Origin of the sequence: Pseudomonas sp. XWY-1, from assembly GCF_002953115.1 — a bacterium.
In the GTDB taxonomy this organism is placed as follows: Bacteria; Pseudomonadota; Gammaproteobacteria; order Pseudomonadales; family Pseudomonadaceae; genus Aquipseudomonas; species Aquipseudomonas alloputida.
The window spans coordinates 618,329-638,571 of the sequence record NZ_CP026332.1; the positions used below are offsets into that span (position 1 = coordinate 618,329).

At 63.6% G+C, this 20,243-nt stretch carries 16 protein-coding genes and 1 pseudogene; 7 read left to right on the top strand and 10 right to left on the bottom strand.

Annotated features, from left to right (window positions below):
* The first annotated feature begins 29 nt into the window (after positions 1-29).
* The 4 genes from PRJ_RS02915 (at position 30) to speA (ending at position 4,308) form a co-directional block, all read left to right on the top strand.
* On the top strand, positions 30-1,097 hold the full coding sequence (locus tag PRJ_RS02915; RefSeq protein WP_014589550.1) for a DUF2333 family protein: 1,068 nt from the start codon (positions 30-32) through the stop codon (positions 1,095-1,097).
* A 2-nt stretch (positions 1,098-1,099) separates the two neighbouring features.
* Positions 1,100-1,633 carry an NUDIX hydrolase gene (locus PRJ_RS02920; RefSeq protein WP_010951839.1) on the top strand — a complete coding sequence of 178 codons (534 nt, stop codon included), beginning with the start codon at positions 1,100-1,102 and terminating at the stop codon, positions 1,631-1,633.
* A 239-nt stretch (positions 1,634-1,872) separates the two neighbouring features.
* Positions 1,873-2,244 (top strand): translation initiation factor Sui1, encoded by a 372-nt coding sequence (locus tag PRJ_RS02925; protein ID WP_003255318.1) that lies wholly within the window; start codon positions 1,873-1,875, stop codon positions 2,242-2,244.
* Positions 2,245-2,394: 150 nt separating this feature from the next.
* Positions 2,395-4,308, top strand: a complete 1,914-nt coding sequence (gene speA, locus PRJ_RS02930; protein ID WP_010951840.1) for an arginine decarboxylase — start codon at positions 2,395-2,397, stop codon at positions 4,306-4,308.
* Positions 4,309-4,343: 35 nt separating this feature from the next.
* Here the strand turns inward: speA and PRJ_RS02935 are convergent, their stop codons facing one another.
* The 3 genes and pseudogenes from PRJ_RS02935 to PRJ_RS02945 form a co-directional block, all read right to left on the bottom strand.
* Positions 4,344-4,679 (bottom strand): hypothetical protein, encoded by a 336-nt coding sequence (locus PRJ_RS02935; RefSeq protein ID WP_256597913.1) that lies wholly within the window; start codon positions 4,677-4,679, stop codon positions 4,344-4,346.
* Between the two features lie 179 nt (positions 4,680-4,858).
* Positions 4,859-4,945: pseudogene (locus PRJ_RS30590) on the bottom strand (bacteriocin); the annotation flags it as partial.
* 61 nt (positions 4,946-5,006) lie between these two features.
* Positions 5,007-6,362, bottom strand: a complete 1,356-nt coding sequence (locus PRJ_RS02945) for an MATE family efflux transporter (RefSeq protein ID WP_104960719.1) — start codon at positions 6,360-6,362, stop codon at positions 5,007-5,009.
* A gap of 279 nt (positions 6,363-6,641) precedes the next feature.
* Between PRJ_RS02945 and PRJ_RS02950 the strand changes: the two genes are divergently transcribed.
* A complete protein-coding gene (locus PRJ_RS02950; protein WP_104960720.1) occupies positions 6,642-11,543 on the top strand; it encodes an alpha-2-macroglobulin in 4,902 nt (1,633 codons plus the stop codon).
* A 151-nt stretch (positions 11,544-11,694) separates the two neighbouring features.
* On the opposite strand, the gene PRJ_RS02955 is transcribed toward PRJ_RS02950, so the two are convergent.
* Positions 11,695-11,988, bottom strand: a complete 294-nt coding sequence (locus PRJ_RS02955; protein ID WP_004577004.1) for a hypothetical protein — start codon at positions 11,986-11,988, stop codon at positions 11,695-11,697.
* Between the two features lie 77 nt (positions 11,989-12,065).
* Here PRJ_RS02955 and pbpC point away from each other — a divergent pair, with 77 nt between their 5' ends.
* Together pbpC and PRJ_RS02965 are read left to right on the top strand one after the other, a co-directional pair.
* On the top strand, positions 12,066-14,420 hold the full coding sequence (gene pbpC, locus PRJ_RS02960; RefSeq protein ID WP_020189961.1) for a peptidoglycan glycosyltransferase PbpC: 2,355 nt from the start codon (positions 12,066-12,068) through the stop codon (positions 14,418-14,420).
* Positions 14,421-14,512: 92 nt separating this feature from the next.
* A complete protein-coding gene (locus PRJ_RS02965; RefSeq protein ID WP_104960721.1) occupies positions 14,513-16,177 on the top strand; it encodes a ShlB/FhaC/HecB family hemolysin secretion/activation protein in 1,665 nt (554 codons plus the stop codon).
* Between the two features lie 72 nt (positions 16,178-16,249).
* Here PRJ_RS02965 and PRJ_RS02970 read toward each other — a convergent pair whose 3' ends face one another.
* The 6 genes from PRJ_RS02970 to PRJ_RS03000 form a co-directional block, all read right to left on the bottom strand.
* Entirely contained in the window at positions 16,250-17,026 is a 777-nt protein-coding gene (locus tag PRJ_RS02970; protein WP_012051094.1) for a response regulator transcription factor, read from the bottom strand.
* A 119-nt stretch (positions 17,027-17,145) separates the two neighbouring features.
* Complete coding sequence (locus tag PRJ_RS02975; protein WP_010951848.1) at positions 17,146-17,616, bottom strand: prepilin peptidase; 471 nt, start codon at positions 17,614-17,616, stop codon at positions 17,146-17,148.
* A 305-nt stretch (positions 17,617-17,921) separates the two neighbouring features.
* Positions 17,922-18,491, bottom strand: coding sequence for a DUF4136 domain-containing protein (locus PRJ_RS02985; protein WP_010951849.1), 570 nt, complete (start codon positions 18,489-18,491; stop codon positions 17,922-17,924).
* A 19-nt stretch (positions 18,492-18,510) separates the two neighbouring features.
* Positions 18,511-19,146 (bottom strand): DUF4136 domain-containing protein, encoded by a 636-nt coding sequence (locus PRJ_RS02990; RefSeq protein ID WP_049587205.1) that lies wholly within the window; start codon positions 19,144-19,146, stop codon positions 18,511-18,513.
* A 22-nt stretch (positions 19,147-19,168) separates the two neighbouring features.
* The gene (locus tag PRJ_RS02995) at positions 19,169-19,918 is read right to left on the bottom strand and encodes a methyltransferase domain-containing protein (RefSeq protein ID WP_104960723.1); all 750 of its coding nucleotides are present in this window, start codon (positions 19,916-19,918) and stop codon (positions 19,169-19,171) included.
* Positions 19,915-20,220: a MazG-like family protein gene (locus tag PRJ_RS03000; protein ID WP_003255298.1), complete on the bottom strand. Its 306-nt coding sequence runs from the start codon at positions 20,218-20,220 to the stop codon at positions 19,915-19,917. The genes PRJ_RS02995 and PRJ_RS03000 overlap by 4 nt, the downstream gene beginning before the upstream one ends.
* Positions 20,221-20,243: the final 23 nt, after the last annotated feature.

Consider the following 20,243-nt stretch of genomic DNA (forward strand, 5'->3'; position numbering starts at 1 on the left):
GAACCGTCGTGACTGATAAGGACAAAGCCATGCTGGACTGGAAAAACCGCGAGGCCAAAGCCGAGCCCCGTGAGCGTGTCGACGGGCGCGGCGCTGCCGCCCGTAGCTACCTTGGCGGCCTTTGGAGCCGTGCCCTGGGGACCCTGATCGGGTTGTACCTGCTGGTGTGTATCGGCCTGGGCTGGTACTGGAGCCAGGAGCCTGCTCTGTTCCCGGTGCAGCAAAACGCCCAGGCCGCAGCCGAACGTGCTGGCCAGCAGATGGTGGTGGGCTATACCACCGTCGAAACCCTCAAGACCGTGGCCGGCACCTTGCTGAACAAGCCGGGCGGCTACATTTCCAACGACCGCTTCCCGCCAGGGCTGTGGATGGACAACATGCCAAGCTGGGAATATGGCGTGCTGGTCCAGGTCCGCGACCTGTCCCGTGCCCTGCGTAAAGACTTCGCCCGTTCGCAGTCGCAGTCCACCGAAGACGCCGACCTGGCCAAGGCCGAGCCGCGCTTCAACTTCGACAACAAGAGCTGGATCCTGCCATCGAGCGAGTCGGAGTTCGAAGAGGGCATCAAGTCGCTGACCCGCTACCAGACCCGTCTGGCTGCCGGCGACAAGGGCGCTATCTTCTATACCCGCGCCGACAACCTGAACAACTGGCTGGGTGACGTCGCCACCCGTCTGGGCTCGCTGTCGCAGCGCCTGTCGGCCAGCGTTGGCCGGGTCAAGCTCAACACCACGCTGAAGACCGAGTCGGTCGTTGCCGGCCAGGCGCCGCAGGTGGATGAGGAGCTGGTGGAAACCCCATGGCTGCAGATCGACAACGTGTTCTATGAAGCCCGTGGCCAAGCCTGGGCGCTGTCGCACCTGCTGCGTGCCATCGAGGTGGACTTCGCCGACGTGCTGGCGAAGAAGAATGCCACCGTCAGCGTGCGTCAGATCATCCGTGAGCTGGAGGCCTCGCAAGAGTCGCTGTGGAGCCCGATGGTGCTCAACGGCAGTGGCTTCGGCATGTGGGCCAACCACTCGTTGGTCATGGCCAACTACATTTCCCGGGCCAACGCTGCGGTTATCGATCTGCGTCAGCTGCTGTCGCAGGGTTGATGATGGCTATCAGCCCAACCGAGGCCGCCCATCGGGCGGCTTCCGACCGCGAGCTGGTCACCTGGGTGGACGAAACCGACCAGGTACTGGGCGCCTTGCCCCGTGCCGAGCTGCGCGAGCGTGGCCTGATCGGTCGATGCACGTTCATTCTGCTGTTCAACAGTGCCGGTGAATTGTGTGTACACCGGCGTACGCTGAGCAAGGCGCTGTACCCCGGCTATTGGGATGTGGCAGCGGGCGGCATGGTCGCGGCTGGCGAAGCGTATGCCGAGTCGGCCGCGCGCGAGCTGGCCGAAGAGCTGGGCATCGAGGGCGCCGAGCTGCGCTTTCACGAGCGGTTCTATTTCGACCAGCCGGATAACCGCTTGTGGTGCGCGGTCTATTCGGCGGTGTCGGATGCGCCGTTGCGGTTGCAGCCGGAAGAGGTTATTGAAGCGCGCTTCATCGGTCTGGAACAGGCTGAGCAGGAAAGCCTGAGCAAGCCTTATTGCCCGGACTCGTTGGCGGCGTTGCAGCGCTACAAGGCCACTTTGTAGGCTCGGGTTTGCCAGCGAAATACCGGCCCAGACACCCGTTTCGCAGGGCAAGGGCTTTGCCCTTGTTCGCGGGTAAACCCGCTCCTACACAACCGGCGTATTTATCGTTACACTGCGCGCCCTTTTCGGGCTGCCGCAATTCTTGCAGCAGTAGCGCCGCCCCTGCCAGAGTGGGGCTTCGCGGTCGGCCTCAACCCCAAGGCACGACCAGTTTTTGTCCTCAGCACCGAGGAACAAAAGTGGCCAAGAAAGCTTCTTCCTTTTCCGCCCTTGGCGGTCTCGTGTACTCCACCGACGCCGGTCGGCACTGCCCCGACTGTGGCCAGCCGGTGGACGCCTGCACCTGCAAGCAGCAAATCATCCCCGAAGGCGACGGCATTGCCCGCGTGCGCCGCGAAAGCAAAGGCCGTGGCGGCAAGACCGTGACCACTGTCACCGGCGTGCCGCTGCCGCCCGACCAGCTCAAAGAGCTGGCGACCACGCTCAAGCGCCGCTGCGGTACCGGCGGCGCCTTGAAGGACGGGGTTATCGAGATCCAGGGCGACCATGTCGAGCTGTTGATCGGCGAGCTGACCAAACAGGGTTTCAAGGCGAAAAAGTCCGGCGGCTGAGGCCATCGCGCGATTTTTTGCCCAGCGCTTTCTAAACTCGTTCCCGTGGTCAGAGTCTATGCCTGAGCACGGATGAATCGTCATTTTCAGCTTTTACACTCGCCCCGCTGCCTGCGGGCAGTGTCTTCGACTTATCTATAGGGGACTTGAATGTCCGTACGACGCACACGCAAAGACGATGGTAGCCAATGGACCGTGGCCGACAGCCGCAGTGTTTATGGTATCCGCCATTGGGGCGCTGGCTATTTCGCCATCAATGAAGCCGGGCGCGTCGAAGTACGCCCCAACGGCCCTCAAAGCGCTCCGATCGACCTGTTCGAACAGGTCGACGAACTGCGCCAGAGCGGCTTGTCGCTGCCCTTGCTGGTGCGCTTCCCTGACATTTTGCAGGACCGTGTGCGCCAGCTGACCGGTGCCTTCGACGCCAATATCGCGCGCCTGGAATACCAGAGCCAGTACACCGCGCTGTACCCGATCAAGGTCAACCAGCAGGAAGCGGTGGTGGAAAACATCATCGCCACGCAAAACGTTTCCATCGGCCTGGAAGCCGGCTCCAAACCCGAGTTGCTGGCAGTGCTGGCGCTGGCGCCGAAGGGCGGTACCATCGTCTGCAACGGCTACAAGGACCGTGAGTTCATTCGCCTGGCGCTGATGGGTCAGAAGCTTGGCCACAATGTGTTCATCGTCATCGAGAAAGAGTCGGAAGTGGCCCTGGTGATCGAAGAGGCCGCCGAGCTCAAGGTGAAACCACAGGTTGGCCTGCGCGTTCGCCTGTCGTCGTTGGCCTCGAGCAAGTGGGCCGACACCGGTGGCGAGAAGTCCAAGTTCGGTTTGTCCGCCGCCCAGTTGCTTTCGGTGGTGCAGCGCTTCCGCGATGCGGGCCTGGATCAGGGCATCCGCCTGCTGCACTTCCACATGGGTTCGCAGATCGCCAACCTGGCTGACTACCAGCACGGTTTCAAGGAAGCCATCCGTTATTACGGCGAACTGCGTGCGCTGGGCCTGCCGGTCGACCACATCGACGTGGGTGGCGGCCTGGGTGTGGACTACGACGGCACCCACTCGCGCAATGCCAGCTCGATCAACTACGACATGGACGACTACGCCGGCGTGGTGGTGGGCATGCTCAAGGAGTTCTGCGACGCGCAGGGCTTGCCGCACCCGCACATCTTCTCCGAGAGTGGCCGTTCGCTGACCGCGCACCACGCCATGCTGGTGATCCAGGTGACCGACGTCGAGAAACACAACGACGACGTACCGACCATCGAGAACAAGGAAGCCCTGCCCGAGACCGTGCAGTGGCTGGTCGACCTGCTTGGCCCGACCGACATCGAGATGGTCACCGAGACCTACTGGCGCGCCACCCACTACATGGGTGATGTGGCCGCGCAGTACGCCGATGGCAAGCTGAGCCTGGGCGAGAAGGCCTTGGCCGAGCAGTGCTATTTCGCCGTGTGCCGCCGCCTGCACAACTCGCTGAAAGCCCGCCAGCGCTCGCACCGCCAGGTGCTGGACGAGCTGAACGACAAGCTGGCCGACAAGTACATCTGCAACTTCTCGGTGTTCCAGAGCCTGCCAGACACCTGGGCCATCGGCCAGGTCCTGCCGATCATCCCGCTGCACCGCTTGGACGAAGAGCCGATGCGGCGTGCGGTATTGCAGGACCTGACTTGCGATTCCGACGGCAAGATCAACCAGTACGTTGACGAGCAGAGCATCGAAACCAGCATGCCGGTGCATGCGGTGAAGGAGGGTGAGGATTACCTGCTGGGCGTGTTCCTGGTGGGTGCCTACCAGGAAATCCTGGGTGACATGCACAACCTGTTCGGTGACACCGATTCGGTGAACATCTACCAGAATGCCGACGGCAGCGTGTACCACGCCGGTATCGAAACCCACGACACCATCGAAGACATGCTGCGCTACGTGCACCTGTCGCCGGAAGAGTTGATGACGCATTACCGCGACAAGGTTGCCAGCGCCAAGATCACTGCGCGTGAGCGGACCCAGTATCTGGATGCCTTGCGCCTGGGCTTGACCCGGTCTTCGTACCTGTCCTCCTGAAATGCAAAGGGGCCGTTGCGCGGCCCCTTTGACTATCACTCTCGGTGAGATGTCGCGTTGAGTTCGATTGTAATGGGCAATACTGCGCCACCCTCTTCGAGAAGAGTGGTACTCGAATAGCTGTAGACCTGCTCCTCAGTCCGCGCCGTTATTTTCAGGCCCTCCACGTGCAGCACGGCGCCCGATTGTCGAGTGACCAGGAAAGGCGTCAGCCTTTCAAGGCCTTTCAAGACCTGATCATCGTGCTGTTGTTTTTCAGCCACAAAGTACAAGTAGGTCAGCGGCACTGTCGCCCCACCAGCATCGCTGAGCACCTCATAAATGGCACTCTGCTTGCCAATTGGAGTTTCAGAAACAATCTTGGTCAACACAGGCCTTGCATCTCTGGAGAAGATCCATAGGGATTGACCGAGGATAAGCAGAAGCAGGCAAGCAATCAGCCATCTAATACCCGAATGACTTGGCATATTCGATCCCTTTCTTGATCCATTCCTGATCCTCGGGGTCGTCGCCATAAGGGGAACTGCCCCACCATGATCCAAATGCTGAATTACTGGTCCCCGCGCGGCTCTGTGCCCATCCCGCCCCCCCTCAACAGGAATTCCTCCGAAAGGCCAGCAGCAGTTCCAGTTGCGCCATAATTGAAATTACCTAAAGCCTCATATTGCCTTCCCTGTTGCTTGTAATGAGCATATTTTTCATATTGTGTTTCCGGGCCCTGTGACCCACTTGCCCTCCAGTTTCAGTTTCCATCCAACCCACCCCAACGTCACCGCCCGCAACCCCATGAACCCAAGAAACGCCATCCACAACCCATGGTTGCCCAACCCGCTCATGGCCACTGCCACCGGCAGCGCAATCAACACCGAAACCAGCATTGCATTTCGCATTTCCCGCGCCCGGGTCGCGCCGATGAACAAGCCATCCAGCAAGTAACTCCACACCGCGATCAGCGGCAGCAACGCCAGGTAGGGCAAATACGGATAAGCCGCCGCCCGCACACTTTCGATGTCGGTCTGCAAGTCGATGAACAGGTGCCCACCCAGCAGGAACAGCCCGGCAAAGCCCAGGCTGGTGATCAGTGACCAAGCACAAGCGACCACCAGCGAGCGGCGCAAGGTGTCGCGGTCACGGGCACCAATGGCATGGCCGCACAAGGCCTCCACCGCATGGGCCAGCCCATCCAGCGCATAGGCCGTCAGCAGCAGGCCATTGAGCAACAGGGCGTTGGCCGCCACGGTCGCTTCGCCCAGGCGTGCGCCTTGCACGGTAATCAGCAGGAACACCAGTTGCAGCGCCAGGCTACGCAGGAAGATGTCGCGGTTCACCGCCAGCAGTGGCCTCCAGGCCTGCCAGCGCTTGAGCGCTGCCCACACGATCTGCCCCGGGTAGGCCCGCAGGGCCGGGCGGGTCAGGGCCAGGCCGAGCAGGGCGGCAGTCCATTCGGCAATCACCGATGCCCGCGCCGAGCCCAGTACACCCCAGTCCAGGCCCAGCACGAACCACAGGTTCAAGGCGATGTTCAGCAGGTTGGTGGTCAGCAGGATGGCCAGTGGAGCCCTGGCGTTCTGCGTGCCGAGGAACCAGCCGACCAGCGCGTAACTGGCCAGCGCCGCAGGCAGGCCAAGCAGGCGGGTGTGGAAGAAGTCTTCGGTGGATTGCTGCAGGGCTGCGCTGGGTTGCATCGCATGGAGTGCCAGCTGGCTGAAGGGCAGGGCCAGCAGGCCGATCAACAGGGCGAAGCCGACCGCCAGCAGCAGCCCTTGCACCAGGACCTGGCGTAGCGCTGCACCGTCGCCACGGCCGGCGGCCTGAGCAGCGAAGCCGGTGGAACCCATGCGCAGGAAGCCCATCAGGCCGACCATGAAGGTGAACAAGGTGGCGCCCACAGCTACCGCGCCCAATTGGTGGGCGTGCGGGAGATGACCGATGACCGTGCTGTCGACCAACGCCACCAGCGGTACCGAGATGTTGGACAGGATCATCGGCGCGGCCAACGCCCAGACCTTGCGGTGGGTGGGGCGGTGGCGCCAGTCGGCAGCGAGTTGGGGCATGTGCATTCCATGAGATTTTGGGGCCGCTGTGTGCCCCTTCGCGGGCTTCCGCCCCCACAGGAAAGTGTTGCTCTGGTGGCCGGCGCCAAACCCGTGGGAGCGGGCGAGCCCGCGAAGGGGCGCAACGCGGCCCCCTTTTAACGAATGGCCACAGTGTACCGACCAGGCAACCATTTAGCGCGACCATGGTCTGACCTGGCGCGCAACGCCGGGTGCTGCACCTGACGTTGCGCTATAGTTGCTGCCCTCACGTACACGCTGCCCAAGAGTTCCTATCTCATGTTCAACAAAGGATTGTTGCTGGCCTGCGCGCTGGCGTTGCTCAGTGCCTGTGACTCTTCCACGCCGGGTAAACCAGCACCGGTCGAGAAGTCAGTGGCACCCGCGCCCGCCGAAGCCTCCGCCCCCAAGCGTGAGGACCCGACCGTGCTCGCCAAGCGCTACGAGGGCCGCGAACTCACGGTGCTGGACGTATCGGAAGTGCAGCTCGATGGCGCGGCAACGCTGTCGATCAGCTTCTCCGTACCGCTGGATGCCAAGCAGGACTTCACCACCAAGGTGCACCTGGTAGACACCGTCAAAGGCAAGCTCGACGGTGCCTGGGAACTCTCCGACAACCAGATGGAGCTGCGTTTGCGCCACCTGGAGCCGCAGCGCAAGCTGGTGCTGACCGTCGACAAGGGCCTGCTGGCAGTCAACGGCAAGCAGCTGGACAGCGAGTCGATCACCCGCCTGGAAACCCGCGACATGCAGCCGACCATCGGCTTTGCCAGCCGCGGTTCGCTGCTGCCTACGCGCCTGGCCGAGGGCCTGCCGGTGATTGCCCTGAACGTCGACAAAGTGGATGTCGAGTTCTTCCGCGTCAAGCCAGACATGCTCTCGGCCTTCCTGGCCAACTGGGGACGCAACAGCAGCCTGTACTACTACCAGTCCAAGGAAACCCTGGACATGGCTGAGTTGGTCTACAGCGGCCGCTTCGATCTCAACCCGGCGCGCAACACGCGCGAAACCGTGTTGCTGCCGATTGCCGGCATCAAGCCGTTGCAGGCGCCAGGCGTGTACCTGGCAGTGATGCGCGCCTCGGGTACCTACGATTATTCTCAGCCGGCAACCCTGTTCACCCTCAGCGACATCGGCGTGTCGGCCCACCGCTACCGCGATCGCATCGACGTGTTTGCTCAAGCCCTGGAAGGCGGCAAGGCGCTGAGCGGCGTCAACCTGGAAATCCATGACGAAAAGGGCAAGCTGCTGGCCCAGGCCACCAGCGATGGCAAGGGGCATGCCCAGCTGCCGATCACGCCCAAGGCCGATACCCTGATTGCCACCCAGGGCGTGCATACCACGCTGCTGCGCCTGAACACCGCAGCCCTGGACCTGGCCGAATTCGACATCACCGGGCCTCAGGCCAACCCGCTGCAGTTCTTCATCTTCGGCCCGCGTGACCTGTACCGCCCGGGTGAGACGGTGCTGCTCAACGGCCTGCTGCGCGACCAGGACGGCAAGCCGGTCAAAGCCCAGCCGGTGAGCGTGGAAGTGCGTCGCCCGGATGAACAGGTGAGCCGCAAGTTCGTCTGGGAAGCCGACAGCAATGGCTTGTACCAATACCAGTTGCAACTGGCCACCGAGGCCCCGACTGGCCGTTGGCAACTGCTGCTCGACCTGGGTGGCGGGCGCAAGCAGGTCTATGAATTCCTCGTTGAAGACTTCCTGCCCGAGCGCCTGGCGCTGGAGCTCAAGGGCAGCAGCACACCGCTTTCGCCGGATGAAGATGCGCGTATCCAGGTCAATGGCCGTTACCTCTATGGTGCGCCGGCCGCCGGCAACCGCCTGAGCGGTCAGGCCTATGTACGCCCGCTGCGCGAGGCCGTACCGGCGTTGCCTGGCTACCAGTTCGGCTCGGTCACCGAAACCGATCTGAACCAGGACCTGGAACTGGACGAAGTCACCCTTGACCAGGCCGGCAAGGCGGTGGTCGATATCGAAAGCCGTTGGGCCGAGGCCCGCTCTCCGCTGCAACTTACCGTGCAGGCCAGTCTGCAGGAGTCGGGTGGCCGGCCGATCACCCGGCGCCTGGAGCAGCCTATCTGGCCTGCTGAGCGCCTGCCGGGCCTGCGAGGCCTGTTCGAAGGTGAGGAAACTGATAGCAACGGGCCGGTGGAATTCGAGTTCCTGGTGGCCGACCGCGACGGTAACAAACTGGCGGCCGACGCGCTCAAGGTGCGCCTTGTTCGCGAACGCCGCGATTACTACTGGAATTACTCGCAAAGCGACGGCTGGAGCTACGCCTACAACGAGAAGTTCCTGACCCAGAACGAAGAGACGATCAGCGTCAAGGCAGGTTCCACCGCCAAGCTCAGCTTCCAGGTTGAATGGGGCCCGTACCGCGTCGAAGTCGAAGACCCGCAGACCGGTCTGGTATCCAGTGAGCGCTTCTGGGCCGGCTATCGTGCCCAGGACAACGCTGAGGGCGGCGCGGTACGGCCGGACCAGGTCAAGCTGGCGCTGGACAAACCCTCCTACGCCGATGGCTCTACCGCCAAGGTCACCGTCACTCCGCCCGCTGCGGGCAGCGGTTACCTGATGATCGAGTCCAGCGATGGCCCGCTGTGGTGGCAGGAGATCGATGTGCCCGCCGAGGGCAAGACCTTTGACGTGCAACTGGACAAGGCCTGGGCCCGTCACGACCTGTACATCAGCGCGTTGGTTATCCGCCCTGGTGAGCGCAAGGCCAATGCCACGCCCAAGCGCGCCGTGGGCGTGCTGCACCTGCCGCTGGACCGCGCCGAGCGCAAGCTTGCGCTGAGCCTGCAGGCACCGGAAAAAATGCGCCCGAAACAGCCGTTGACAGTGAAGGTAAAGGCCGCCAACGCCGATGGCAGTGTGCCCAAGCAGGTGCATGTGCTGTTGTCGGCGGTGGACGTGGGCATCCTCAACATCACCGATTTCAAAACTCCCGACCCGTTCGCCAGCCTGTTCGGGCGAAAGGCCTATGGTGCCGATCAACTGGACATCTACGGCCAGTTGATAGAGGCCGGCCAAGGCCGCCTGGCCAGCCTGGCGTTCGGTGGTGACGCAGCGATGGCCAAGGGGGGCAAGCGCCCCAACACTACGGTAACCATCGTCGCCCAGCAGAGCCTGCCGGTGACACTGGACGACAAGGGTGAGGGCCAGGCCACGGTCGACATCCCCGACTTCAACGGTGAACTGCGGCTGATGGCCCAGGCCTGGACCGAAGAGCACTTCGGCATGGCCGAAGGCAAGACCGTGGTCGCCGCGCCGTTGATTGCCGAGCTTTCGGCCCCGCGCTTCCTGGCCGGTGGCGACCGTACCAGCCTGGCACTGGACCTGGCCAACCTGTCCGGCCGCGCCCAGCAACTGAGCGTCGAAATCACCACGGATGGGCAACTGAGCCTGGCGGCCAACGCCGTGCAGAGCATTAACCTGGCCGAAGGGCAGCGCTCGACGCTGATGATTCCGGTGCAGGCCCAGGGAGGCCTGGGGCAGGGCAAGGTGCATGTCCGGGTGACGGGCCTGCAACTGCCGAACGAGCCGGTCAAGGCGTTCGAACGTGAGTGGACGCTGGGCGTGCGCCCGGCCTACCCGGCAATGCTCAAGCACTACCGCGTGGCCTTGAAGGACCAGCCGTGGACCCTGCCCGAAGCAGACCTGGCCGCCTTCGAGCCCGCTGGCCTGGAAGCCAGCCTGGCCTTGTCGAGCCGGCCGCCGCTGAACCTTGCCGAGCAGATTCGCGCGCTGCAAGCCTACCCCTACGGCTGCCTCGAACAGACCACCAGTGGCCTGTACCCCTCGCTGTACGCCGATGCCGACAGCCTCAAGCGCCTGGGCATCAAGGGCGAGCCGGCGGATGTGCGCAAGCGCAAGATCGAAATGGGCATCGAGCACTTGCTGGGGATGCAGCGCTACAACGGCAGCTTTGGCCTGTGGAGTTCGGACAGTGAGGAAGAGTACTGGTTGACCGCCTATGTGACCGACTTCCTGCTGCGTGCCCGTGACCAAGGTTACGGCGTGCCCGCCGAGGCACTGAAGAAGGCCAGTGAGCGCCTGCTGCGTTACCTGCAGGAGCGCAACCTGATCGAAGTCGACTACAGCGAAAATGCCGACCATACGCGCTTTGCCGTGCAGGCCTATGCGGCGCTGGTGCTGTCGCGCAGCCAGCAGGCGCCGTTGGGTGCCCTGCGCGGGCTGTTCGAACGTCGCGCCGATGCCCGCTCCGGTCTGCCGCTGGTACAACTGGCAGTGGCGCTGGACAAAATGGGCGACAAACCGCGTGCCGAGCAAGCCTTGCAGGCGGGCCTGGGCATCAGCCGGGGCAAAGGCTGGCTGGCCGATTATGGCAGCGCCCTGCGTGACCAGGCGCTGATCCTGGCGCTGCTGCAGGAAAGCAACCTGGCCAGCAGCCAGGTCGATCAGCGCCTGTTCGCCTTGTCGGATGAACTGGCAGCCAACCGTTGGCTGTCGACCCAAGAGCGCAATGCACTGTTCCTCGCTGGCCGTGGCCTGCTGGGCAAGCCGGAAGGCCAGTGGCAGGCACGCCTGGACAGCGCGGGTGAAGTGCGCGAGTTGAACAATGCCGACGCCGGTATGAAGCTGGAAGGCCCGTTACTGGCCTCGCCACTGAGCGTGCAGAATGAAGGCAACGAGACGCTGTACCAGCAGCTGACCTTGTCGGGCTACCCACGGCAGGCGCCTGCTGCTGGCGGCAACGGCCTGCAGATTCGCAGAGAGTACCTGGGTATGAATGGCCAGCCGCTGGACCTGCACAACCTGCGCAGTGGCGACCTTGTGCTCGTGCACCTGGCGCTCAAGGCTGAGGACCGCGTGCCGGATGCGTTGGTGGTGGACCTGCTGCCGGCAGGCCTGGAGCTGGAAAACCAGAACCTGGCTCAAAGCGCCGCCAGCCTGGACAACGCCAGCAGTGCAGTGAAGGCGTGGCGCGAGTCGATGCAGAACGCCAGCGTGGTGCATCAGGAGTACCGTGATGACCGTTATGTTGCCGCGCTCAAGCTTGACGGCTATGGCACCACCCACCTGCTGTACCTGGCGCGAGCAGTGACCCCGGGCACTTACCGCGTGCCGCCGCCGCAGGTCGAATCGATGTACCGGCCGAACCTGCAGGCCGTGGGCGATGGGCAAGGGGAGATGACGGTGAAGGCCCGCTAGAGGCCCGCTCTACGCGGACAATGTGGGAGCGGCCTTGCGTCGCGATCGGGCCGCAAAGCGGCCCCGACAATTCAAGCGGCGAAGCTGAAATCCTGGGGCTGCTGTGCAGCCCTATCGCGACGCAAGGCCGCTCCCACAAAGACCGCGCAGATCAGTGGATCACCCAGCTCATCACCCACAGCCCCAGCACCAGCCAGATGATCCCGAGGATGATCGAGGCGCGCATGAATGCGCGGATTGCCGAGTACAGCAGCATCAGGCCGATGATCAGGGCCAGGATGCTCAGCAGCGAGGTGTCCATGCCCAAGGTGCGCGACAGGCCATCGATGAAGTTGCCACCGGCATTGGCCAGCAGGTTGAACAGCCCGCTCAATGCGTCGACGATGAAGCGGATCAACGACCCCAGTGCCTGGCCCAGCCACTCGAAAAAACCTTCTACATGCATAGTTGCTTCCTGATGAAAAAATCGGCGAGGTTGTCGTCCCAAAGCCTTTGGCCATTACCTGGCCAGGTCGGTTCCCGATGCCAAGCTTAGCGCGACCACGCTGCCGAGCGGGCAGGTTGTTGCGTGCCACGCTGATCAGTCTGCTGGTGCTCGGCGGCCTGTTCTGGCTGGCTGACCGTGTCTGGCCGTTGCCGCTGCCGGGTGACGACCTGGCCCGGGTAGTGCTGGCCGAAGACGGCACGCCGTTGTGGCGCTTTGCCGATGCTGATGGCGTGTGGCGCTACCCCGTAAGCCCTGAAGAGGTTTCGCCGCTTTACCTGCAGGCTTTGCTGACTTACGAGGACCGTTGGTTCTACAACCACCCAGGGGTCAACCCGCTGGCATTGGCCCGGGCGGCCTGGCTGAACCTGCGCGGGGGGCGTGTCGTGTCGGGCGGCAGCACATTGTCGATGCAGGTGGCACGCCTGCTCGACCCGCACGACCGTACCCTGGTCGGCAAACTGCGCCAGCTATGGCGCACCTTGCAGCTGGAATGGCACTTGTCCAAGCGCGACATCCTGCAGATCTACCTGAACCGCGCACCGTTCGGCGGCACGCTTCAGGGCGTGGCGGCAGCCAGTTGGGCGTACCTGGGCAAGTCGCCCCTGCACCTGACACCTGCCGAAGCGGCACTGCTGGCCGTGCTGCCCCAGGCACCCAGCCGGCTGCGCCCGGACCGCCACCCCGAGCGTGCCCAGCGTGCCCGGGACAAGGTGCTGCAGCGCCTGGCTGAATACCAGGTGTGGCCGGCCCAGCAAATTCGCGAGGCGGCCGAGGAGCCGCTGGTGTTGGCGCCACGCCAGGAGCCGGCCCTGGCGCCATTGCTGGCCCGGCGCCTGAACAGCGCTGACAGCCCGCCGCTGATCCGTACCACGCTTGACGCCGCGCTTCAGCGGCGCCTCGAAGACTTGCTGCTGGGCTGGCGCGCACGGCTGCCGGAGCGTACCTCGGCCGCCATTCTGGTGGTCGAAGCGCAGAGCATGGCGGTGCGCGCGTACCTGGGCTCGATAGATTTGTCTGATGAGCGCCGCTTTGGCCATGTCGATATGGTGCGCTCGCTACGTTCGCCCGGCTCCACCCTCAAACCGTTTCTTTACGGCATGGCGCTGGACGATGGCCTGATCCATTCCGAATCGCTGTTGCAGGATGTTCCGCGACGCTATGGCGACTATCGCCCTGGCAACTTCTCCATGGGGTTCAGCGGGCCGGTGTCGGCCAGCTCGGCGCTGGCCCTGTCGCTCAACCTGCCCGCCGTGCAATTGCTGGAGGCCTACGGCCCGAAACGCTTTGCCGCGCAACTGCGCATGGCGGGCATGCCGTTGATACTGCCCCCCCTTGCCGAGCCCAACCTGTCGTTGATCCTGGGCGGTGCCGGCAGCCGGCTGGAGGACCTGGTCGGGGGCTACGCGGCGCTGGCGCGGGGTGGCAACAGTGCGCAGGTGCGCTTGCAGCCACAGGCCCCCTTGGTGGAGCACCGGTTGCTGTCACCGGGGGCGGCGTGGATCATCCGGCGTATCCTCAGCGGCCAGGCGCGCCCGGACCGCGACCCGCACGCCGAACTGGTGCAGCGCCCGCTACTGGCCTGGAAAACCGGCACCAGCTACGGCTTCCGCGATGCCTGGTCGATTGGCGTGGGGCCGCGCTACCTGATCGGCGTATGGATTGGCCGCCCCGACGGTACACCGGTGCCTGGGCAGTTCGGCCTGGCGTCGGCGGCGCCGCTGATGTTGCAGGTGCACGATCTGTTGAGCAATCGCGACAGCCAACGCGGCATCAGCGTCCCGGTAGCGCCGGTACCTGCGAATATCGGCGTTGCGGCGATCTGTTGGCCGCTGGGCCAGCCGATGAGCAAGCAGGACACCAACTGTCGGCGTCAGCGCTTTGCATGGACCCTGGACGGCACCACGCCGCCAACCTTGCAGGCAGCCGACCAGCCGCTGGGCCTGGGTTTGCGCGAAAAAGTATGGGTCAACGAGCAGGGCTTGCGGGTCGATGGTAGCTGCCCGGGCGCCAAGGCGCGTGACATCGCCCTGTGGCCGGCGCCGCTGGAGCCTTGGCTACCCCGTGTCGAGCGGCGCATGGCGCGTTTGCCGGCCATCGACCCGGCCTGCCCGCCGCAGGCGCCGGCCAGCGCACCACCGCTGTCGATCGTCGGCGTGCGCCCAGGCGACAATCTGCGCCGCCCGGCCACCAGCACTGAGCCGTTGCAATTGCAGGTATCTGCCTTGGGTGGTGGTGGACGGCGCTGGTGGTTCCTCAACGGCCAGCCGTTGGGTGAAACCCAGGGGCAGGACAGCTTGTTGCTGCGTTTGCCACAGGTCGGGCAGGCCGAACTCAGCGCGCTGGACGAAAGCGGTCAGACGGCGCGGGTGGCGTTCCAGGTCAGTGAGTAGGTGTTCGACGACAGCCGGGCCAGCACCTACGCTTGCAAGTGACGGGTGTGACCGGCTGGTGCCCCGCAACCCATGGGAACATGGAGTGCCCTATGCGTCCTCTGGTCGTGCCCCTGATGTTGCTGCTTTGGGCACTTGCTGCCCACGCCGACCCGTTGCCGGGGTTTCTCGAAAGCCATGAGTACGAGCGGCGTCTGCCCAGCGCCAACCTGCCGATGACGGACTATTCCCCTCTGAGCCCCCATATACGGTTGGCAGGGGGGGCTATCGACAACCCCGACTGGGCCCCGGCCAACACCCGGCTGGTGCTGCAAAAAGTGCGCTTCGAGGGCGGCACGGTGTACCCCTTGGGCGACCTGCGTGAACACTATCAGCCGCTGATCGGGCGCGAAACCACGTTGGGTGAATTGCAGCAATACACCCAGCGCCTGACCCAACGCTACCGGCAGGAGGGCTATTTGCTGTCGTATGCCTACCTGCCTCCTCAGGATGTGGCCGATGGCAGGGTCGACGTGGTGCTGGTCGAAGGTTACGTACGTGATTACCGCTTGGACGGCGATATTGGGCCGGCCAGTGAGTATTTGCAGCAGTTGCTGGCGCGCATTGAGGCCGAGCGCCCACTGACCCGCGAAACGCTGGAGCGCTATCTGGGCCTGGCTACGCGCATGCCAGGGGTCGTGGTAGAGGCCGAACTGGCAATGGCACGGGCTGCCGATGGTGTCGCCCAGTTGACCGTGCATGCGCGACGCACGCCGCTCAGCGCCGCTGTGACCGTGGCCGACTCCAGCCGTGATGCTGCACAGGCCCTGATCACCGTAGCCAGCAATGCCCAGACCCGCCATGGCGAACGTGTCACGGCCAGCTGGCTGCTGCCCCCTGGCAATGACCGGGTCTATTACCAGCGCCTCGATTACAGCCAGTACCTGGACGCCGCCGGTAGCCAACTGCTGCTGTCGGCGTCGCGCTACCGCAGCGAGCCCGGCACGCGCATACGTTTGGACGATGGCCGCGATATCACCCGCGAGCACGACAGTGAGCGCTATGCGATCGGCCTGCGTCAGCCGGTGGTTGTCAGGCCGAATGAGTGGCTAGCGGTGCAGGGCCACCTGTACTCGGTCAGTGAGCATGATGAAGACCGGATGGCCGAGCAGCCACCGTCTCGCAAATACGACACCTATGTGCGGGCGCTGTCATTCGAAGGTGATTGGCGCAAGGTGGAGCAGGGGCGTTTGCGTATCGTCAGTGCCGGGGTCCATCAGGGGCTGGACTACCTGGGGGCACGCAGCGATGCTGACTACGATCTCGACTTCCTGCGCGTGCGGCTTTCCGGTTTGCAGAGCGACACCCTGTTGGATAACTGGCAGGGGGTGGTGTCCGGGGCGTTGTACTGGAGTGATGATCGCTTGCCCGACAGCGAGCGTGCGGGGTTTGGCGGGCAGAATTTCGGGCGCGGTTACCCGCGCGATCAGGCGGACGGTGACAAGGGCTGGGGTGTGGCTTACGAGCTCCACTACAGCGTGCGCAGTAGCTGGCTTGCGCAGGTTCAGCCCTATGCGGTGGTGGATACCGCTCAGGCCTGGCACAACCGGGGACCGGTGGAGGACGCCCATCTGGCTTCGGTGGCGCTGGGTGTGCGGTTAGGGGGTGGGCATGTGTTCAATGTGGCGCTGGAAGTGGCCAAGCCGTTGGCGGATGTGGCGCTGGATAGCCTGGACCGTGGGCCTCGGCTGTCGTTGAACCTGGCGATCCAGTTGTAGCAGGCAACTATGGGCTTGCAGGAGCAGCCTTTGCAGCACGAGGCCGCTCCAGATGGTAAGCCGAGCATTCACTCAATGGGTCGTGAACCGCTGGTGAACGGGCGACGAGCTGGGGGTCAGCGCCAGAGCCAGCTGGGTGCGGTTGTGCATATGCGTCAAACGCAATACCTGAGACACATACAGCTTCACGGTGTTTTCGGTAATGCCCAGTTCGCAGGCGATCTGGTAATTGGTCTTGCCCTTGCTAACCAGGCGCGCCACTTCCAGTTGGCGTGGTGACAGTTTCTCGAACGCTGCTGGCAGCTCGCTTTCGCTTTCTTCTGCATCACTGGCACGCCGGTGGGTGCCTTGGCCACGGGCTTTTTCCAGGTCCTGATACAGTTCGTCCACCGACTCGGCCAGTTCCTGCAAGCGCTGGTTCAGTCCACCCAGATCACGAAGGTTGCGCTGGCGCTCCAGCAAAGCCGCTTCTTGCCGACGGACGCCTGCCAGCAGTTCATCAAGGTCCATCGGCTTCTGGTAGTAATCGGCAAAACCTTCGCGTATTGCCCGGATCAAGTCCTGTTTCTCGGCACGCCCTGTCAACATGATGGCTTCGAACGTGCGCTGGCTGCCGTTGATTTCCTTCAAGGCGCGCACCAGCTCGATGCCATCCCGATCTGGCATGTGCAGGTCACAGATGAGCAAGCCGATGGTCGGGTCTGCCACATAGTGCTCGATGGCTTCGTCGGTTGAGAGGGCTGTAACGCAGGCATAGCCCTTGGTTTGAAGGAATTCACTCAGCTGTTCGACAATGACCGGTTGGTCATCAACCACCAACACCTTTACTTCACTCACTGATCTGGACACGATCAACTCCCTGTTCTTATACGGCCCTGCTCCCGTGCCAGACGCTCTGGCAGCTTAAAAGTAGTCGCACTCAGCGAATATGTACAAGGTCTGTACAAGTCATCGGACCACTGGAAGGGTTATTGGATCCATACGGCCGTTAGAAGAAAACCTGATAACACATAGGGGACGAATGCCTGCTTGTCGCCCATTTCTTCGGTCAGGGCCTGCAAACGCTTCTTTACCTTGGGGTTGAGCAGAGTCCACAGGCGGCGGCGGGTCAGTAGCCAGACCAGTACAGTGACACCCGCGCCAATGAAGGTGCCGAGCACATATTGCGGGCTGGTGGCCAGGGCCAGGGCACCCATCAGCTTGACGTCGTCGGCGCCGAAGCGGCCGAGCATGTAGCCTGGCAGGGTCAGCAGCATGACGATGGCCAGCGCCCAACCGGCCTCGCTGGCTTCGGCGCCTATCCAGCTGTGACCGGTGCTGAACAGCCAGGCCAGGGCGCAGCCAGCCGCCCCCAGGGTCAGCACGTTGGATATCTGGCGTTGACGCACATCCTGTTCGGAGCACAAGGCAAGCCACAGCAGGAGAACAATGCTTTGCATTGGCAGGTCGCCTTTCCCAAATGTTGAACACTTCTACCCGGTCAGTCAGGTTTCCTTAAAAGAAGATAGACGGGAACGTGCGGGGGAGTGCGGTTGGCATCGGAAAAAAGGCGTGCGTGGAATGGATTTTGTCGTAGCTGACACAGGCCAGGCCGGTGACGCAGTCGTACTCGGAATCGCCATCTATGTAGGCGTGGGGTCAGCCGCGAACATCCGCGAAGCCGGTGCCATGCACCGGGCCAATTGCTTCGCGGGTAAACCCGCTCCCGCCGGGCCACGGTGCATGCAAAAGCCGCGCTCCAACGCTATTTTTTGCTGCCCGGTGGGTAGTTGCCCAGCACCTTGGCCACGGTGTTGCGGATTGCGCTGTTACGTTCTTCCGGGCTTGGCGGGTAGTTGTTCATGATCTGCTCGGCACTGCCGCGCCATACCAGCTTGCCGTCACGCCCATCGAACATGTCGACCTGGATGGTGGCGACCTTGTAGTCGACACTGCGGGTTTCGTTGTACATCGGGCCACCCCAGTAGCCGCCCCAGTAGCCACCCCAGCCACCGCCGTAGTTGGTGGTGATCTGTTGTTGGCGCTGCTCCACGATCAGGTATGTGCGTACTGTCAGGTCGGGCCGCGCTCCGCCTTGTACCGGGCGCAGGCCGCGCTGGTCGAGTTGGTCTGCTACCGCCTGGCGAATGCGCTGCTCGGTGAGGTCGCTCTTGATCCGTGGGTCATCCGGGCGGTACTGCAGGCCTGGCTCCTGCCATGCCCAGCTACGGTAGGCGGCAAAATCGCGGCTGGCATCGAAATCCTGCTGGACGTTGTTGCTGGAGCAGGCTGCGAGCAACAACGCGAATGACAGTAGAACGAGACGGCGCAACATGATGGTTCTCCGTTAGCTATTAACTGGGAGGATAGCCGCTGAGCGCCTTGTGCACAGAGTCGCGCAAGGCACTTTCGCGTTCGCGGGGCGAGTCCTTGTTGCTGCTGCTTTCGGCGCTGGCGCTCCAGACCGGCTGGCCGCTGCGGGCGTCGTACAGGTCGATGCGCACCACCAGTACTTCGACCTCGTAGGTACGCACGATGGGCACGCTGGCATAGCCTCCATAACCGTGGCGGTAGCCGCCATAGCCGACACCTCCATAGGGGTACGGCCCGTAGTAGGGGTCGTAGGTGTCGTAGTCACGCACTTGGCGCAAGCGTTTTTCCAGGCGCATATCGGCGCTCACCAGCAAGTCGCCAGGGCCTGCGCGAGAGGGGCGCAGGCCATGCTGGTCGAGCGCACCGCTGACGGCATCGGCCAGTTGCGCCGGGTCGGCATCGACAGTGCCGCTGGGCAACTGGCCGTTGCGCCAGCTCCAGCTGCGGTAGTGCCCATAATCACGAGCGGGCGCAGGGTAAGCACTGGCGTCGAAGGTGGTGGCCGCCTGGGCGGGGGCCGGTGGTAACGGGCGGCTGCTGGCCACATACGGGTTGCTGCCCTGGCAGCCAGCCAGGGCAATGGGCAGCAGGGCCAGGCACAACAGACGGTACGGCATGTGTTCCTCCCGGCGCGGCGGATTAGCGGGGGCGGCAAACCCAGTGCAGGTAGCGGCCAAGCCCGGCGAAGGTGGGGTGGCGACGGTGGGCCAGTTCCATTTCCAGCAGGTCGAGCAGCTCGGCCTTACCCTGGAATTCCTTGGGCATATAGTCGTGAAACACCCGCACGCCGCTTTCGCTTTCAACCAGCCACATAGGCTCAAGTTGCGCTTTGAGTTCGCGTGGATCAAGCGGTTTCTGAGGGGTCAGGCTCTGCTTTTCACCTTCCAGCCGGTTGCTGCGCAACTTGCGGAAATGGCCCTTGAGCAGGTTGCGATAGACCAGGGCGTCGCGGTTGTAGAAGGCCAGCGATAACCAGCCGTCGGGGGCCGTGAGCTGGTGCAGCACCGGCAGGATGCTCTCGGGTTCGGCCAGCCATTCGAGCACGGCGTGGCAGAGCACCAGGTCGTAGCGCTCGGTCAGTTGGCCGAGCAGGTCTTGCCAGGGCGCCTGGATGAAGGTCGCGGTCTGGCCGGCTTCGGCAAAGCGTGCCCTGGCGCCGTCGAGCATGGGCGCCGCAGGTTCGGCCAGGGTCAGCTGGTGGCCGCGCTCGGCCAGCCACAAGGCCATGTGGCCCAACCCGGCGCCGATGTCGAGGATGCGTAGCGGGCGGTCGGGTAGCGCTTCGGCCAGGTCGGCCTGCAGCACGGCCAGGCGGATCGCACCCTTGGCGCCGCCATAGATCTTTTCGGCAAAGCGGGTGGCCAGCTCATCGAAATGACGGTCGTTCATCGGGCGAAGCGCCTCTCGCTGTCGGCCAGCTTGGCACGCACCACCTGGTCCATGTCCAGACCCAGTTCGCTGCACAGCAGCAACAGGTAGAGCACCACGTCACCGATCTCCTGGCCGGCGTGGGCCAGTTTGTCGGCAGGCAGCTGGCGCGATTCGTCCTCGCTCAGCCACTGGAAGATTTCTACCAGTTCGGCCATTTCGACGCTGGCGGCCATGGCCAGGTTCTTCGGGCTGTGGAAGCCGCGCCAGTCGTTGGTATCGCGGATCTGATGCAGGCGTTGGGTGAGTTCTTGCAGGTTCATCGGGGGTCTCCTATTGCTGCATA